17 protein-coding genes are annotated in these 16496 nt (G+C 73.4%); 12 read left to right on the top strand and 5 right to left on the bottom strand.

Annotated elements, in window-relative coordinates; all coding sequences use genetic code 11:
• The first annotated feature begins 17 nt into the window (after positions 1 to 17).
• The 9 genes from NMQ01_RS12405 (at position 18) to NMQ01_RS12365 (ending at position 9528) form a co-directional block, all read left to right on the top strand.
• The gene (locus NMQ01_RS12405; protein WP_255184232.1) at positions 18 to 251 is read left to right on the top strand and encodes a glucose PTS transporter subunit EIIB; all 234 of its coding nucleotides are present in this window, start codon (positions 18 to 20) and stop codon (positions 249 to 251) included.
• Positions 248 to 706, top strand: a complete 459-nt coding sequence (locus NMQ01_RS12400) for a PTS glucose transporter subunit IIA (protein ID WP_255184231.1) — start codon at positions 248 to 250, stop codon at positions 704 to 706. Before NMQ01_RS12405 ends, NMQ01_RS12400 begins: the two co-directional genes overlap by 4 nt.
• Positions 707 to 871: 165 nt before the next feature.
• Positions 872 to 1633: a DeoR/GlpR family DNA-binding transcription regulator gene (locus tag NMQ01_RS12395; RefSeq protein ID WP_255186372.1), complete on the top strand. Its 762-nt coding sequence runs from the start codon at positions 872 to 874 to the stop codon at positions 1631 to 1633.
• On the top strand, positions 1630 to 2589 hold the full coding sequence (gene pfkB, locus NMQ01_RS12390) for a 1-phosphofructokinase (RefSeq protein WP_255184230.1): 960 nt from the start codon (positions 1630 to 1632) through the stop codon (positions 2587 to 2589). Before NMQ01_RS12395 ends, pfkB begins: the two co-directional genes overlap by 4 nt.
• 25 nt (positions 2590 to 2614) lie before the next feature.
• A complete protein-coding gene (locus NMQ01_RS12385) occupies positions 2615 to 4762 on the top strand; it encodes a fructose-specific PTS transporter subunit EIIC (protein WP_255184229.1) in 2148 nt (715 codons plus the stop codon).
• Between the two features lie 88 nt (positions 4763 to 4850).
• Positions 4851 to 5123 carry an HPr family phosphocarrier protein gene (locus tag NMQ01_RS12380; protein WP_255184228.1) on the top strand — a complete coding sequence of 91 codons (273 nt, stop codon included), beginning with the start codon at positions 4851 to 4853 and terminating at the stop codon, positions 5121 to 5123.
• Positions 5124 to 5128: 5 nt separating this feature from the next.
• The gene (gene ptsP, locus NMQ01_RS12375; RefSeq protein WP_255184227.1) at positions 5129 to 6814 is read left to right on the top strand and encodes a phosphoenolpyruvate--protein phosphotransferase; all 1686 of its coding nucleotides are present in this window, start codon (positions 5129 to 5131) and stop codon (positions 6812 to 6814) included.
• Positions 6815 to 7069: 255 nt separating this feature from the next.
• The gene (gene glmU / locus NMQ01_RS12370) at positions 7070 to 8560 is read left to right on the top strand and encodes a bifunctional UDP-N-acetylglucosamine diphosphorylase/glucosamine-1-phosphate N-acetyltransferase GlmU (RefSeq protein ID WP_255184226.1); all 1491 of its coding nucleotides are present in this window, start codon (positions 7070 to 7072) and stop codon (positions 8558 to 8560) included.
• Positions 8557 to 9528: a ribose-phosphate diphosphokinase gene (locus NMQ01_RS12365; RefSeq protein ID WP_255184225.1), complete on the top strand. Its 972-nt coding sequence runs from the start codon at positions 8557 to 8559 to the stop codon at positions 9526 to 9528. Before glmU ends, NMQ01_RS12365 begins: the two co-directional genes overlap by 4 nt.
• A gap of 53 nt (positions 9529 to 9581) precedes the next feature.
• Here NMQ01_RS12365 and NMQ01_RS12360 read toward each other — a convergent pair whose 3' ends face one another.
• Entirely contained in the window at positions 9582 to 10127 is a 546-nt protein-coding gene (locus NMQ01_RS12360) for an ABATE domain-containing protein (RefSeq protein ID WP_255184224.1), read from the bottom strand.
• A gap of 73 nt (positions 10128 to 10200) precedes the next feature.
• Here NMQ01_RS12360 and NMQ01_RS12355 point away from each other — a divergent pair, with 73 nt between their 5' ends.
• A complete protein-coding gene (locus NMQ01_RS12355; RefSeq protein WP_255184223.1) occupies positions 10201 to 11232 on the top strand; it encodes a DMT family transporter in 1032 nt (343 codons plus the stop codon).
• A 185-nt stretch (positions 11233 to 11417) separates the two neighbouring features.
• Positions 11418 to 12107 (top strand): 50S ribosomal protein L25/general stress protein Ctc, encoded by a 690-nt coding sequence (locus tag NMQ01_RS12350; RefSeq protein WP_255184222.1) that lies wholly within the window; start codon positions 11418 to 11420, stop codon positions 12105 to 12107.
• Positions 12108 to 12190: 83 nt separating this feature from the next.
• On the opposite strand, the gene NMQ01_RS12345 is transcribed toward NMQ01_RS12350, so the two are convergent.
• On the bottom strand, positions 12191 to 12598 hold the full coding sequence (locus tag NMQ01_RS12345) for a hypothetical protein (protein ID WP_255184221.1): 408 nt from the start codon (positions 12596 to 12598) through the stop codon (positions 12191 to 12193).
• Between the two features lie 140 nt (positions 12599 to 12738).
• On the opposite strand from NMQ01_RS12345, the gene pth reads away from it, so the two are divergent.
• On the top strand, positions 12739 to 13329 hold the full coding sequence (gene pth / locus NMQ01_RS12340; RefSeq protein WP_255184220.1) for an aminoacyl-tRNA hydrolase: 591 nt from the start codon (positions 12739 to 12741) through the stop codon (positions 13327 to 13329).
• A gap of 114 nt (positions 13330 to 13443) precedes the next feature.
• Here pth and NMQ01_RS12335 read toward each other — a convergent pair whose 3' ends face one another.
• The 3 genes from NMQ01_RS12335 to NMQ01_RS12325 all read right to left on the bottom strand — a co-directional run bounded on the left by NMQ01_RS12335 (position 13444) and on the right by NMQ01_RS12325 (position 16385).
• Positions 13444 to 13608: a hypothetical protein gene (locus NMQ01_RS12335; protein ID WP_255184219.1), complete on the bottom strand. Its 165-nt coding sequence runs from the start codon at positions 13606 to 13608 to the stop codon at positions 13444 to 13446.
• 2 nt (positions 13609 to 13610) lie between these two features.
• A complete protein-coding gene (locus NMQ01_RS12330; protein WP_255184218.1) occupies positions 13611 to 14327 on the bottom strand; it encodes a PspA/IM30 family protein in 717 nt (238 codons plus the stop codon).
• A gap of 90 nt (positions 14328 to 14417) precedes the next feature.
• On the bottom strand, positions 14418 to 16385 hold the full coding sequence (locus NMQ01_RS12325) for a TPM domain-containing protein (RefSeq protein WP_255184217.1): 1968 nt from the start codon (positions 16383 to 16385) through the stop codon (positions 14418 to 14420).
• Positions 16386 to 16496: the final 111 nt, after the last annotated feature.

Raw genomic sequence — 16496 nt, 5'->3', positions numbered from 1 at the left:
CCACGAGAGGAACCCCCATGGCCAGCAAGGCAGAGCAGATCCTCGCCGCCCTCGGCGGCGCGGACAACGTCGTCGAGATCGAGCCGTGCATCACCCGGCTGCGGACCGAGGTCAACGACGGCTCGAAGGTCGACCAGGCCGCGCTCAAGGCCGCCGGCGCGCACGGCGTCATGGCCCAGGGCACGGTCGTGCAGGTCGTCGTCGGTCCCGAGGCCGACACCCTGGCCGAGGACATCGAGGACCTGATGTGAGCGAGGTGCTCGCCCCCAGCGCCGGTGCCGTCCTGCCGATGACGGCGTGCGTCGACGAGGTCTTCGCCCAGCAGCTCGTCGGGCCCGGGCTCGTGCTCGACCCGCCCGACGGCGAGACGACGGTCGTCGCCCCGATCGCCGGCACGGTCATGAAGGTCCACCCCCACGCCTTCGTCGTCGTGGGGGAGGGGGCCGGCGTGCTCGTCCACCTCGGGATCAACACCGTCAAGCTCGAGGGCGCCGGCTTCGCCGTCCACGTCGAGCAGGGCGCGACCGTCGCCGCCGGCGACCCGATGATCACGTGGGATCCCGCCGCGCTGCCGGGCGAGGTTGCGGGGCAAGCGATCTCGCGCCAAGTGCCCGTCGTCGTCCTCGACGTGCCGGCCGACTCTCTCGATCTGTCCGCCGCGCCGACCGAGGTCGTCGCGGGCGACCTGCTCTTCCGTCTCGCCTGAGCCCCGTCCCGCCGGCCGGGTGGCCCGGCGGGCGGGCGTGCGCTGCGCCCAACACAAACACATGTGACTATCCCTTTACTTGTGTTGTTTCGTCTTCTACGGTGGGTCGTGTTCACCACCGGCACCGGCGCCTTGGGCGCCCGGCAGGACGAGGGAGTCCACTCGATGTACGCACCCGAGCGGCAGCAGCGCATCCTCGAGATCGCGCGCACGCACGGCCGGGTCGAGGTCGTCGCCCTCGCCGACGAGCTGTCGGTGACGACCGAGACCATCCGACGTGACCTCACCGCCCTCGAGCGCCGCGGCGGCCTGCGTCGGGTGCACGGCGGCGCGCTGCCGGTCGAGCGCCTCGAGGTCGAGCCGCCGCTGGCCACCCGCTCCGGTCGGCACTCTCAGGTCAAGCGCCGCATCGCCGCCCGCGCCCTCGACGAGCTCCCCGTGGAGGGGACCGTGCTCGTCGACGGCGGGTCGACGACCCTCGCGCTCGCACAGCTGCTCCCGGACCGCCCCGGCCTGACCGTCGTCACGAGCTCCGTCGACGTCGCCGTCCTCCTCCGGCCGCACGAGCACACCGAGCTCTACGTGCTCGGCGGCCGGGTGCGCGGTCGCACCGGGACGACGGTCGGCACCTGGCTGACCTCTGCCCTCGCCGACGTGTGCGTCGACGTCGCCTTCGTCGGCACCAACGGCTACTCGAGCGCCCGCGGCATGACGACGCCCGACCAGTCCGAGGCCGATGCCAAGCGGGCCATGGTCGCCGCTGCCCGGCTCGTCGTCGTCGTCGCCGACTCCTCGAAGGCGGGCGACGACCACTTCCACCGCTTCGCCGACACGGCGACGATCGACCTGCTCGTCACCGACGACGGGCTCGACGACGAGACCGCCGCCGAGCTCGGCGCCGAGGGCATGGCGGTCGCACGCGCATGATCATCACGCTCACCCCCAACCCGAGCATCGACCGCACCGTCGACCTGGCCGCGCTGCGGCGCGGCCAGGTCAACCGCGCCACCGCCAGCCGGATCGACCCCGGCGGCAAGGGGGTCAACGTCTCCCGGGCCCTGACGGCACAGGGCTCGCCGACCCTGGCCGTGCTCCCCGAGGGCGGGCCCGAGGGCCACCTCATGGCAGAGCTCCTCGACGCCGCCGGCGTGCGCTGCCGTGGGGTCCCGGTGGCCGGTTCGGTGCGGCTCAACGTCACCGCGGTCGAGCCCGACGGCACGACGACCAAGCTCAACGAGCCCGGCCCCACCCTGGACAAAGGGGAGGTCCGTGCCCTCCTCGAGGCCGTCGCCGACGCCGTCCGGTCGGCGGGAGGCGAGCCGGTGTGGGTCGTCGGGTGCGGGTCGCTGCCGCCCGGCGCGCCGGCCGACCTGCTCGCCGGTCTCGTGACCGCCGGCCGCCGGGCCGGAGCCCGCGTGGCCGTCGACTCCTCGGGCGACCCCCTTCGACCGGCGGTGGCCGCTGGACCCGACCTCATCAAGCCCAACCGGGTCGAGCTCGAGGAGCTCGTCGGTGCCGACCTGCCGACGCTCGGGGCGGTCGTCGACGCGGCCCGGGACCTCGTCGCCGGAGGGGTCGGCCGGGTGGCCGTCAGCCTCGGCCGCGATGGTGCGGTGCTCGTCGACGGCGACGAGGTGGTCCACGCCCGGGCGACCATCGCCCGCCCGGTGTCGACGGTGGGTGCAGGCGACTGCATGCTCGCCGGCCTGCTCCACGACCTCGCCGCCGGGGCCCCCGCCGCGCAGGCGCTGTGCACCGGTGTCCGGTGGGGCGCCGCTGCCGTGACCCTGCCGGGCAGCAGCGTCCCCACGCCGCCCGACCTCGCCGACATCGACGTCTCCGTCACCACGACCCCTGACCGCTCCCTCGCCGTCCGCGACTGAGCCCCACCCCCGGAAGGACCGAGCAATGCCGCTCATCACCCCGTCGCAGGTCGTGCTCGACCTCAGCGCAGCAGACTCCCACGCCGCGACCCGGCGGCTGGCCGAGACTCTCGTCGAGAGCGGTCGCACCACCGACGTCGAGGCCTTCCTCGACGACGTGCGGGCCCGGGAGGAGGTCATGGCGACCGGCCTGCCCGGCGGCATCGGCATCCCGCACGCCCGCAGCGCGGCGATCACCGAGCCCTCGCTCGTCTTCGGTCGAGCCACCCGGGGCATCGACTGGGGCGCGAAGGACGGCCCCGCGACGCTCATCTTCCTCATTGCCGCGCCCGAGGGGGGCGGAGAGGCGCACATGCAGGTGCTGCCCAAGCTCGCCAAGGCGCTCATGGACCAGTCCTTCCGCTCGGCCCTCGAGGCCGCGACGACCGAGGCGGAGGTCGTCGCGCTCGTCGAGGAGCGGGTCTCCCTCGACGAGCCGAAGCAGGGCACCCCGCAACCCGTCGCCTCGGCTGCGCCCCCGGCCGTCGAGTCCTCCGATTCCACGCAGTCCTCGGAGCCCACTCACTCCTCGGACGAGGGCGCTGCGGACGAGGCGTCCTCGGGCGGTGCCTCCGCAACGACCGCGGGCGAGGGTTCGCATTCCCTGCACCTCGTCGCGGTGACTTCCTGCCCGACCGGCATCGCCCACACGTACATGGCCGCAGAGGCGTTGCGGACGGCCGCCGAGGAGGCGGGCCACACGATCACCGTCGAGACCCAGGGGTCCGCGGGCTCGACCCCGCTGTCCCGCAGCGAGATCCAGCGTGCCGACGCGGTGATCTTCGCCCACGACCTCGAGGTCAAGGACAAGGGCCGCTTCGCTGGCCTCCCGACCGTCGACGTCGGGGTCAAGAAGGGGGTCTCGGACGCACCCGAGCTCGTCGAGCGTGCCGTGACGCTGGCCGGGCAGTGGGCGGCCGACCCCCAGCGGGCGGCGGCGGCCGCCGCGGCCACCGACCTGGCCGACGGCACCGGGGACGAGGACCCCGAGGTGTCGACCGCGACCAGGGTGCGCCAGTGGCTGATGACCGGGGTGAGCTACATGATCCCCTTCGTCGCGGCCGGTGGGATCCTCATCGCCCTGTCCTTCATGCTCGCCCAGATCGCCATGGGCGAGAAGGGCGCCATCGAGATCACCCAGTACTCGCTGACGGCCGAGGGTGACCTCAACATCGCCAACAGCTTCAGCCCGCTGAGCCTGACCTCGTGGGCGGCGTTGTTCTTCGTCATCGGCGGCGCGGCCTTCGGCTTCCTCGTCCCGATCCTCTCGGGCTACATCGCCTACGCGATCGCCGACCGGCCCGGCCTCGTGCCCGGCATCGTCAGCGGCTGGATCGCCTCGACGATGGGCGCCGGCTTCCTCGGCGGTCTGGCGACCGGTTTCATCGCGGGCTTCGTCGCCCGGTGGGTGGCCGGCTGGAAGGTCCACGCCGGCGTGCGCGGCGTCATGCCCGTCGTGGTCATCCCGCTCCTGTCGACGCTCATCACGGCAGGGCTCTTCATCACCGCGCTCGGCCGCCCGATCACCTGGCTCATGGACTCGCTCACCGCCGGGCTCGAGGGCATGGGTGGCGGCAGCGCGCTGCTGCTCGGCGCCCTCCTCGGCGGGATGATGGGCTTCGACCTCGGTGGCCCGGTCAACAAGGTGGCCTACACCTTCGGCACGACCGGTCTGACGGTCGCGGGCACGGCCACCGACGCCATCCAGCTGAAGATCATGGCCGCCGTCATGGCCGGTGGCATGGTCGCACCGCTCGCCCTCGCCCTGGCCACGACGGTGCGCCCGCGGCTCTTCTCGGAGCCCGAGCGCGAGAACGGCCGGGCGGCGTGGCTGCTCGGTGCCTCCTTCATCTCCGAGGGGGCCATCCCCTTCGCCGCCGCCGACCCGGTCCGGGTCATGGCCAGCTCGGTCGTCGGCTCGGCGATCACCGGCGCCCTCGTCATGGCCGGTGGGGTGACCCTCCGGGCGCCCCACGGCGGCGTCTGGGTGCTGCCCCTCATGGGCAACTTCCTGATGTTCGTCGTCGCCCTCGCCGTCGGCGTCGTCGTCATGGCCGCCATCGTCATCGCCCTCAAGACCATGGGTTCGCGCGCCGCGCAGCCCGAGGGGGACCCGCAGCGGGTCGCCGCCTGACAGGCTGGGTCGCGCACCCGCGGGACCCGGCCCACCAGCACCACCCACATCACCAGAACATCCGCACCGTCCACAGCAAGGAGCCGTCATGGCCAGTCGCACCACCACCATCGCCTCGTCCGTCGGCCTGCACGCGCGACCCGCAGCGCTCTTCGTGCAGAAGGCGTCCGAGTCCGGGCTCGACGTGCAGATCGGCCGCCCCGGCGACGAGCCCGTCGACGCGACGAGCATCCTCGGCGTCATGGCGCTCGGGGCCAAGCACGGCGAGCAGGTCGAGGTGAGCGCCGAGGGCGAGGGCGCCGACGCGGTCCTCGACGAGCTCGTCGCCCTCCTCGAGACCGACCTCGACTCCCAGGAGTGATCGCGATGGCCGACGAGGTCAGCACCCGGCAGGGCATCGGCGTCTCCTCGGGCACCGCGCACGGACCCGTGGTGCTCGTCGCACCACCCGTGCGGGCACCCGAGCGGGAGCCGGCGGCCGCCGACCCCGAGGCCGCCCGCGCGGGCATCGCGCAGGCGCTCGAGGCGGTCGCCGCGGAGCTCGACGCGCGCGCCGCGCGGGTCGAGCCCGCCGCCGCGGAGATCCTCTCGGCCACCGCGCTCATCGCCCGGGACAAGAGTCTGCTCAAGGCCGCCGGTGCGCACGTCGACCGAGGGAGTGGCCCGGCCACCGCCATCGAGGCGGCCGTCGAGGAGTTCGTCACGAAGTTCGAGACGCTCGGCGGCTACTTCGCAGAGCGGGTCACCGACCTGCGTGACGTCGAGTCGCGCGCGGTGGCGGCGGTCCTCGGCGTGCCCGCCCCGGGGGTCCCGGAGCTGACCGAGCCGAGCGTCCTCGTCGCCGAGGACCTCGCTCCCGCGGAGACCGCACTGCTCGACCCCGCGCTCGTCCTCGCCATCATCACCAGCCAGGGCGGACGCACGAGCCACACCGCGATCCTCGCGGCCCAGCGGGGGTTGCCCGCGGTCGTCCGGTGCGAGGGTGCCCTCGACCTGACCCCCGGCGTGCTCGTCGCGGTCGACGGCGACTCCGGTGTCGTGACGATCGCCCCCGGGGACGACCTCGTGGCCGACATGTCTGCCCGGGCGGACCGCCGCCGCGCCGCGCTCGCCGGCAGCAGCGGACCCGGCAGCACGAGCGACGGCCACGCCGTCGCGCTCCTGGCCAACATCGGCGACGTCACCGACGCCGAGTCGGCGGCAGCCCAGGACGTCGAGGGGGTCGGCCTCTTCCGCACCGAGTTCGTCGTGCTGTCGGCGTCGACCGCCCCGACCGTCGACGAGCAGGCCGAGGTCTACCGACGGGTGCTCACCCCCTTCGGCAGCCGGCGCGTCGTCGTGCGCACCCTCGACGCGGGGGCGGACAAGCCGCTCGCCTTCGCCGACCTCGGGCCGGAGGACAACCCCGCGCTCGGCCGACGGGGGCTGCGGCTGTCCATGGCCCGGCCCGACCTGCTCGACGCCCAGCTCGAGGCGCTCGCCGTCGCCGCGCGCGACACGGGGGCCGACGTGCGCGTCATGGCGCCGATGGTCGCGACCGTCGACGAGGCGCGCTGGTTCGCCGCCCGGGTGCGTGGGCACGGGCTGCCCAGCGCCGGCGCGATGATCGAGGTGCCGGCCGCCGCCCTTCGCTCGCGGCACCTGCTCGCCGACCTCGACTTCGCGAGCATCGGGACCAACGACCTGTCGCAGTACGCGCTCGCCGCCGACCGCATGCAGGGGGAGCTCGCCGACCTGCTCGACCCCTGGCAGCCTGCGCTGCTCGACCTCGTCGCCGCCGCGTGCGACGGGGGAGCGGCGGCGGGAGCGCCGGTCGGCGTCTGCGGGGAGGCCGCCGGTGACCCGCTCCTCGCCCTCGTCCTCGTCGGGCTCGGCGTGACGAGCCTGTCGATGGCCCCCAGCCGGGTGCCGATGGTCCGGCTGGCCCTGGCGCGCCACACGCTCGCCGACTGCCGGGCGGCCGCCGAGGCCGCCCGCGGGGCCGAGACCGCAGCGCAGGCCCGCGAAGCCGTCGCCGCCCTCGCCGACCCGGCCCTCGCCGAGCTCCTCTGACCCCCCGCCCCTGACGCCCAACTCTGCAAAACCCTAGGGTCCTGCGGGGTTCACTCTGCAAAACCCTAGGGTTTTGCAGGGTTGAGGCTGCATTCCCCCGGGGGAATGCAGAGCCCGAGGTCGCACTTCCTTGAGGTCGTGCGGGCGGGTGGGGCGGCGGTGACGGGTGAGGTCGTGGGCCGCGGGCGGTGGCCGCTACAGTGGCGACGCGGCCAAGACGGTCCGCCGCGACCCCGACACCCCGGAGAACACCGCGTGAACGACATCCGTCCAGATGCAGTCATCATCCTCGCCGCAGGCGAGGGGACCCGGATGAAGTCGACCCTCCCCAAGGTCCTCCACCCCATCGGTGGGGCCCCGCTCCTCGGGCACGCGATGCGCGCGGCGTCGGGCGCGGGTGCCACGGAGACCGTCGTCGTCATCCGCCACCAGCGCGACCGGGTCGCCGAGTTCATCGAGGACTACGCCACCCGCTCGAGCATCAGCTGCCGCACCGCCGACCAGGACGAGATCAAGGGCACCGGCCGTGCGGTCGAGTGCGGCCTCGAGGTCCTGCCCGCCGACCTCACCGGCACCGTCGTCGTCACCATGGGTGACGTGCCGCTGCTCTCGGCCGAGACGATCAGCGAGCTGACCCGCGCCCACGTCGAGGCGCAGGCCGCGGTCACCGTCATCACCTCGGTCCTCGAGGACGCCAAGTCCTACGGCCGCATCGTCCGAGACCCCGAGGGCGGTGTCGAGCGGATCGTGGAGTTCAAGGACGCGAGCGACGCCGAGCGCGAGATCCGCGAGATCAACTCCGGCATCTACGCCTTCGACGCCCAGGTCCTGCGCCGCGAGCTGGCCAACGTCACGAGCGACAACGCCCAGGGCGAGAAGTACCTCACCGACGTCCTCCAGCTCGCCCGCGCCGCCGGCGGCCGCGTCGCCGCCCACGTCCTGTCCGACCTCTGGCAGACCGAGGGTGTCAACGACCGCGTCCAGCTCGCCGAGCTCGGTCGCGAGCTCAACCGGCGCACCTGCGAGCGGCACATGCGTGCCGGCGTGACGATCGTCGACCCCGCGACGACGTGGATCGACGTCGACGTGACCATCGGCCAGGACACCCGGGTCCTGCCCGGCACCCAGCTGCTCGGCGCGACGAGCATCGGCGCCGAGGCGACGATCGGGCCCGAGGTCACCCTCACCGACTGCGAGGTCGGGGACGGCGCGGAGGTCAAGCGGGCCGAGGGCAACCTCGCCGTCATCGGCGCGGGCGCCACCGTCGGCCCCTACTCCTACCTGCGTCCGGGCACCGAGCTCGGGGCGAAGGGGAAGATCGGCGGCTTCGTCGAGACGAAGAACGCCACGATCGGCGAGGGCGCCAAGGTCCCGCACCTCACCTACTGCGGTGACGCGGTCATCGGAGAGGGAGCCAACATCGGCGCCGGCACGATCTTCGCCAACTACGACGGGGTCAACAAGCACCGGACCGTCATCGGCAAGCACTCCTTCGTCGGCTCCGACTCGGTCCTCGTCGCCCCCGTGACGGTCGCCGACGGCGCCTACGTCGCGGCCGGCTCCGCCCTGACCGACGAGGTCGGCCCCGGCCAGCTCGCCGTCGCCCGCGGGCGCCAGCGCAACATCGACGGCTGGGTCGCCAAGCAGCGTCCCGGCACCGCCACCGAGGCCGCTGCGCAGGCCGCGGCGGCACCCCCTTCGTCCGACCCCACCGCACCCACCGACACCAGCGAGGACTCCCAGTGACCGGCATCAACAAGACGACCGAGAAGAACCTCATGGTCTTCACGGGGCGCACCCACCCCGAGCTGGCCGATGCGGTCGCCGCCGAGCTGGGCACCGACCTCGTGCCGTCGAGCGCCTACGAGTTCGCCAACGGCGAGATCTACGTGCGCTACGAGGAGTCGGTGCGCGGCTGCGACGCCTTCGTCCTGCAGAGCCACAGCACGCCGATCAACGAGGCGATCATGGAGCAGCTGCTCATGGTCGACGCGCTCAAGCGCGCCAGCGCCAAGCGGATCACCGTCGTGCAGCCCTTCTACGGCTACGCCCGCCAGGACAAGAAGCACAAGGGCCGCGAGCCGATCTCGGCCCGCCTCATGGCCGACCTCTTCAAGACCGCGGGTGCCGACCGGCTCATCGCCGTCGACCTGCACACCGACCAGATCCAGGGCTTCTTCGACGGGCCGGTCGACCACCTCATGGCCCGGCCGATCCTCGCCGACTACGTCAAGGACAAGTACGGCGACCGCAAGCTCGCCGTCGTCTCCCCGGACGCCGGTCGGATCAAGGTCGCCGAGCAGTGGTCGCGCCAGCTCGGCGACGTGCCGCTGGCCTTCATCCACAAGACGCGCAACATCGAGCGGCCCAACGAGTCGGTCGCCAACCGCGTCGTCGGTGAGGTCGAGGGCCGCTGGTGCGTGCTCGTCGACGACATGATCGACACGGCCGGCACGATCACCAAGGCCGCCGACGCGCTCATGGCGGACGGCGCCGCCGGCGTCATCATCGCCGCGACGCACGCGATCTTCTCCGGCCCGGCCGTCGAGCGGATGCAGGCCTGCGCCGCCGAGGAGATCATCGTCACCGACACCCTGCCGCTGCGCGACGACCAGCGCTTCGACGAGCTGACCGTGCTGTCGATCGCGCCGCTCATCTCCCGCGCGATCCGTGAGGTCTTCGAGGACGGGTCGGTCACCAGCCTCTTCACCTGATCGCCCGACGACCGGCCCAGCGCACGCACCGCGGCGCTGGGCCGTCGTCGTGCTCAGGCGCGGCGGGACCGATAGGCGGCGGCCGCCAGGCGGTTGCCGCAGCCGCCGTCGCAGTAGCGCTTGCTCCGGTTGCGCGAGAGGTCGACGAGCACGGCGTCGCAGTCGTCGGCGGCGCACACCCGCAGGCGGGAGAGCTCGCCGGCGCGGACGACGTCGACGAAGGCCATCGCGGCCTCCACCTGCATCCGCCGGGCGAAGGGGGCGTCGGTCTCGGTCGCGTGGATGTGCCAGCCGTAGTCGTCGTGGTCGACGAGCTGGGGGAGGGCGTCGCCGGTGCGCAGCAGGTCGTTGACCAGCGCCACCGTGGCGACCGGGTCGTCGGCGGCCTGCCACACGGCGCGCAGCCGGGGGCGCAGGGCCTGCGCCTGCTCGAGCTCGGCCGCGTCCCCGTCGAAGCGCCCGGTCCACCCCCACCCGACGTAGAAGTCGCGCAGCTGCTCGGGCGTCGACAGGGCGTCGCCGTCGTCCTCCCCGCCGGCGGTGTTGACGAGCGCCGCCGCGGTCTGCAGGGCGACGTCCGTGTCATGGGTGAAGACCATGTTGACTCCTGACGATCGGCGGGTCTAGCGTCATCACCAACAGGTTACGTGACTCATGACGCCAGGAGCAGCAGTGCCAGCCCCCTCCACGACCGCAGCGCGGTCGCCCTTCGCCCTCGGGCTGCTCGTCGCCCTCTTCTCCGCGGCGACCTTCGGTTCGTCGGGGACCTTTGGCGCGGCGCTGCTCGAGGCCGGCTGGACCCCCGGCGCGCTCGTCACCGCCCGCATCACCGGGGCTGCGCTCGTCATGGCCGTGCCCGCCGTCATCGCGATGCGGGGGCACTGGCAGCTGCTGCGGCGCAACGTCCCTCGCCTCCTGGCCTACGGCGTCTTCGCGGTCGCGGGCTGCCAGTTCGCCTACTTCATGGCCGTCGACCACCTCTCGGTCGGCGTCGCGCTGCTCCTCGAGTACCTCGCTCCCGTCCTCATCGTCGGCTGGGCCTGGGCCCGCCACGGGCGCCGGCCGAGCCGGCTGACCTCTGCCGGCGTCGGCGCCGCGGTCCTCGGCCTCGTCTTCGTCCTCGACGTCGCCTCCGGCGCCCGCCTCGACGTCGTCGGGGTCCTGTGGGGCCTGCTCGCCGCGGTCGGCCTCGTCGTCTTCTTCCTCGTCGCGGCCGACGAGGACGAGGCGCTGCCGCCGGTCAGCTTTGCCGGGGGAGGGCTGGCCGTCGGTGCGGTCGGACTGCTCGCGGTGGCCGCCGTCGGCTGGCTGCCGATGGCCGCGTCGACCGACCCGGTCGACCTCGCCGGCTGGTCGGCTCCGTGGTGGGTCGCCGTCGTCGAGCTGGCGATCGTCGCGGGTGCGGTGGCCTACGCCTCCGGCATCGCCGCCGCCCGCCTGCTCGGTGGCACCATCGCCTCCTTCGTCGGGCTGAGCGAGGTGCTCTTCGCGATCGTCTTCGCGTGGCTCATCGTCGGCCAGGCGATGTCGCCGGTGCAGGTGCTCGGGGGCGTCGCCGTCCTCGCCGGCGTCGTCATGGTCAAGCTGGGCGAAGGGGAGCGCCCGGGGGCGCCGCTGCCTGCGGACGACGTCGACGCGGCCATCGCGTCGGGCCCGGAGGCCGGTCACGGGACCGACTTGGCCGAGCCGGAGCGGGTCCACTAGTATCTCGGGGTTGCCTCGGCGAGGGACGCTGCACGGTCGCAGCGATCCGTGATCGACGCGGTGCCGTCCTGTGGGCTTGCCCGCGCGTCGACATCCACGTCCGCGCCACGTCCCACGTCGAGGCCACCGCCCCACGAGACACGCCCGCTCCCAGCGCGGGCATTCCCCGACCCTAGGAGCAACACATGTCCAGCGATGAGATCCGTCTGGTCTCCGACAAGCGCACCGAGTTCGGCAAGGGTGCGGCCCGCAAGCTGCGCCGCGCCGACAAGGTCCCCGCGGTCCTCTACGGCCACGGCGAGGCCCCGGTCCACCTGGCCCTGCCCTTCCACGACACCTTCCAGGCGCTGAAGAACCCCAACGCCCTGCTCACCATCGCCGTCGAGGGCGAGGGCGACCAGCTCGCCCTGGCCAAGGACGTCCAGCGCGACCCGATCAAGCCGATCATCGAGCACGTCGACCTCGTCATCGTCAAGCGCGGCGAGAAGGTCACCGTCGAGGTCCCCGTCCACGTCGAGGGCGACGCCGCCCCCGAGACGGTCGTCACCGTCGACAACGCGACCCTCGAGATCGAGGCCGACGTCACCAACCTGCCCGAGGCGCTCGTCGTCTCCGTCGAGGGCCTCGAGGTCGGCACCCAGATCCTCGCCGGCCAGGTCGAGATGCCGTCCGGGGCGACGCTCGCCTCCGACGCCGAGCTGCTCGTCGTCAACATCACCCAGCAGATCTCCGCCGAGGAGCTCGAGGCCGAGCTCGCCGAGGCCGAGGCCGAGGCCGGCATCGAGCACGACGAGTCCGACGCCGAGGCTGCCGAGGCCGCCGAGGGCGAGGGCGAGTCCACCGAGGGTGGCGAGGAGTCCTCCGAGCAGGAGTGACCCACCGGCGCGTTGCGCCATCTCGCCGAAGGGGCGGGACCTCCACCACGGAGGTCCCGCCCCTTCGTCGTGCCGAGGGTGGGCTAGCGGCGGCGATCCCACCAGCCCACGGCTTTGATGATCCGCTCGACAAGGGACCTCGACCGGTCGGGCTCCTCGGCGTCGTAGCGCTGCATCGTCGTGCGCGTGGCCTCGTCGAGTGCCGCCTGGACGGCCTTGGCGAGCTCCATCGCCTCGTCGAGGCGCCGGGTCGCCTGTGCGGGGTCCGCAGACGCTCGCGAGCGGGCTTCGTCGACGAGCCGCGCGGCCCGGGAGACGTGCGAGCGGATCTCGGGGGTGGTCCCTCCGGCCCAGGCGCTGAGGCGCCGGTCGACGCCGGCGACGTAGGCGTCGACGGTGCGCGCCCGCCGCTCGAGCCGAATGGTGGCCCGTCGGTCGCCGCTCTCGGCTGGGGTGGTCTCGGCAGAGTCGATCTCCGAGTGCTGCGTCACGTGGATCCCCTTCCGGCGGTGTCCCTCACCGCCCGCGATCACCCTGCCACCGGGCAGCCGGGTCGGCAGGACGTGCGGGGCGCGGCTGTGGACGACGAGGTGACGGGTCCTCCCTTCGTCATTGCATAGGGTGGGGCCCCGTGAGTGATGACACCTGGCTCGTGGTCGGTCTCGGCAACCCCGGCCCGCAGTACGCCGGCAACCGGCACAACGTCGGCGCGATGGTCATCGAGCACCTCGCCGAGCGCGCCGGAGCGCGGCTGCGCAAGCACAAGGCGGGCGCCGCTGCGGAGTCGGTCCGGCTGGGTCCGGTGCCCGGTAACCGCGCGATCATCGCGGTCCCGAGCTCCTACATGAACCTCTCCGGCGGCCCGACCAAGGCGCTCGCCGGCTTCTTCTCCGTCCCGCCGGAGCGCACGATCGTCGTGCACGACGAGCTCGACATCCCCTTCGGCGAGGTGCGGCTCAAGCTCGGCGGGGGCGAAGGGGGGCACAACGGTCTCCGGTCGATCTCCAGCAGCTTCGGCACCAAGGACTACCTGCGGGTGCGCGTGGGCATCGGGCGTCCGCCGGGTCGCATGGATGCCGCGGACTTCGTGCTCAAGGACTTCTCCTCGACCGAGCGCAAGGAGCTGCCCTTCCTCGTCGACGACGCCGCCGATGCGGTCGAGCTGCTCATCGAGCAGGGACTGACCGACGCGCAGCAGGTCGTGCACGCGCCGCGTCCCTGAGGGCGCGGCACCCCCTCGACAGGAGAAGCCCCCGGTGCGCAGGAGTACCGAACTCCGGCGAAGCGGGGGCTTCTCGGGTCACCCGATGATCGGGTGAGAGGTGGGGCGCCGGACTCAGCCGCCGGTGCCCATGTGGTTGTCGCGGTTGCGGAGGGTCTCGGCGGCACCCTTGCCGTAGCTGCTGTCGAGGTCGGACCCGCTCATCGAGCCGCCCCGCCGGGCGATGACGGCGACGAGCGCGGCACCCACGGCGACGAGGCCGCCCACCAGCCACCACATGGTCAGGCCTTCCCGCGCAGCGCGGCGAGCCGCGCCTCGATCTCGGCGTCCTGGCTGTGGTCCTCGAGCTCGGCGAACTGGTCCTCGAGAGTGGCCGACTGGGCCTCGGCGCGGCCCTGGACGAGGGCCTCCTGCTGGCGGATGCGGTCCTCGAAGCGACCCAGCTCGCTCGTCGGGTCCATGACGTCGATCGAGCCGACGGCCTCCTGGACCCGGGCCTGGGCCTCCGCGGAGCGGGCCCGGGCGACGAGGGCCGAGCGGCGCGCCTTGAGGTCCTCGAGCTTGGTCTTCATGCTCACCAGACCGGACTTGAGCTGCTCGACCTGCGCGTTCTGCGCCTGGATCACCGGTTCGGCCTCCTTGGCCTCGCCCTCGTGCTGGATCTGGCGTTGCAGCGCGACGCGGGCGAGGTTGGTGAACTTCTCCGCGCCGGCGGTGTCGCCCGCCGCCGTGAGCTCGTCGGCCTTCTTCGCCGCGGCGGCCGCCTTGTTGCCCCACTCGGTGGCGGCGTCGCGGTCCTCCTTGAGGTCGCCCTCGGCCATGCGCACGTGCGCGATCGTCTGGGCGACCGCCTCCTCGGCCTCGGCGATGGAGTTGGTGTAGTCCCGGACGAGCTGGTCGAGCATCTTCTCCGGGTCCTCGGCGCGGTCGAGCAGCGCGTTGATGTTGGCCTTGGCGAGCTGGCTGACGCGGCCGAGGATGGTCTGCTTCTGGGTCATGGTGCTGTCCTCCTGGCGGTGGTCCCGCCGGTCGTGGTGCGAGGTGTGCTGATCACGTGCTGGGTCGGGTGACGAAGGGGGGAGCGCCGGTCAGAAGCGACCACCCCCGCCGAATCCGCCGCCACCGCCGAGGCCTCCGCCTCCGAAGCCCCCGCCGAAGCCACCGCTGGACCCGCCCCAGCCGCCGCCGCGGCCGCTGAAGCCCCCGGAGAGAATGCCGCCGAGGACGAGCGAGCCGACGTCGATGCCGCTGCGGCGACCGCCCATGCCGCCCATGCCGCCGAAGCCGCTGAAGTCGTCGGGTCGCTGGATGCCGCTCAGGGCCCGCTCGGCGAGGACCTCGGCCTCGCCGAGCCGCTCGCCGGCGAGGTCGAGGTCGGTGTCGCGGGCGGCGCGGGCCTCGTCGACGAGGCGGGCGGCCTCACGGATCTGGGTGCGCGGGCCGGAGTCGACCCAGCCACGGGCCCGGTCGATCTCGCGCTCGACGGTCGCGACCCGGGCGCGCACGTGCTCGTGCCGGCGGTCGAACTTCGCGAGCCGGTCGGCGGCGCGGGCGGCGTCCTTGCGGTAGCGGTCGAGGGCCTGGTCGAGGAAGTGCTCCGCGCGCTCGAGGGAGCCGAGCGCCCCGATGACGTCGCCGCCGGCGCGCGCCCGGGTGCCGAGCTCGACGGCCCGGCGGGCCTCGCCCACGGCGGAGACGGTCATCTGGTCGTTGGCGCGCAGCCGCTCGGCGTCCACGAGGTCGGAGCTGATCGACGCCAGGGCGGTGTCGAGCGCGGCCGTCGCGTCGGCGAGGACGGTGCGGGCGGTGAGCACGCTCTCGAGCCGGTCGTCTGCCTGGCCGAGGGCGTCCTCGGCCGCCCGGGCTGCGGCCACCGCGGAGGGGCGGTCGCCGGCGGCGACGTGCCCCTCGCCGGTCGTGACGAAGCCCTGTGCCGAGGCGACGAGCCGTACCGCCTGGTCGATGTTGGCCGTGAGGGTCACGAGCGCCTCGCGCGGGTGGGTCGCCGACAGGCCGGCGAGCTCCTGCCGGGCGACCGGCACGCGCGCCTCGACCTCGGTGGCCCGGGTGCGCAGCGAGGCGAGGAACTGCGGGACGGTCGCCTCGAGGTCGCGCAGCCGGGAGAACTCCGCCTCCTGCGCGTCGAGCTCCTCGTCCGCGGCGCGGGTCAGCTCGAGGATCTCGGCGAGCCGGGCCCGCTCCTCGGGCTCGCCGAGCCGCCCGGCGCCGCGGGCGAGGTCGAGCTCCTGCTGGATGCGGAAGGCCTCGTTGATCCGACCCCGCGCCGACTCCAGGGCCCGGGTGAACTGCTGGGTCGCCTGCTCGCCGAACTGTGCCTGGGCGAAGGCGAGCTCCTCGCCGGAGGAGCGGATCGCGTTGTCGAGGTCGACGAGGGCACGACCGACGTCCTGCCGCATCTGGTCGGTCGTCACGCCGGCCATGACCGGCTGGGGCGTGCCCTCCGCCGCCCGGGTCTGGCCACCGCGCAGCCGGCTGACGAGCAGGGGCAGGGCGATGCCGCCGACGACGATCAGCCCGAGGACGAGGTAGATCCACGTGCTCGACGACAGCCCGCCGCCACCGGAGCCCAGGCCCTCGGCCGCCGCGGTGACCGCGCCGGCCCAGTCGTCGTCGGCGAGCGCGGGCTCGACGTCCTCGCTCTGCACGCGGGAGATGTCGTCGGGGCTCAGCCCGGAGTCCTCGGTCGTCCACATGCCGTAGCGCCGGTCCTCGACGGCGACGGCGAGGAGCACGTCGTTGCTCCCCATGCCCGAGGTCTCGTAGGTCTGCTGGGTCCACTGCTCGGGGTCGGTCCCGTCGAAGGAGTCGACGTAGACGACGAAGAGCTGCAGGTCGTGGTCGCGCTGGAGCGCGTCGAGGTCGTCCTGCAGGGTGCCGGTGTCGCCGAGGACGCCGGCGCGGTCGGTGATCTGCTCCGGCACGTCGAAGGGGGCATCGGCCAGGGCGCTCCCGCCACCGAGCAGCACCAGGCCGATGGCTGCGAGCACGGCCGCGAGCAGCCGTGCCGGGTGGAGTGTGCTGCGGGTCCGCGCCACGTGGCCCCCTGGTCCGTGTCGTGTCGGGCCGCCGACCGGCGGCTGTGGGTCGTACGTTGCCACACCGGGGGGACGAAGGGGAGGCCCCTCACCTCGCGGCTGTGGACCGTC

It is taken from the genome of Janibacter sp. CX7, assembly GCF_024362365.1.
Taxonomy (GTDB): domain Bacteria; phylum Actinomycetota; class Actinomycetes; order Actinomycetales; family Dermatophilaceae; genus Janibacter.
This window is presented reverse-complemented; position numbering and strand designations above follow the sequence as displayed.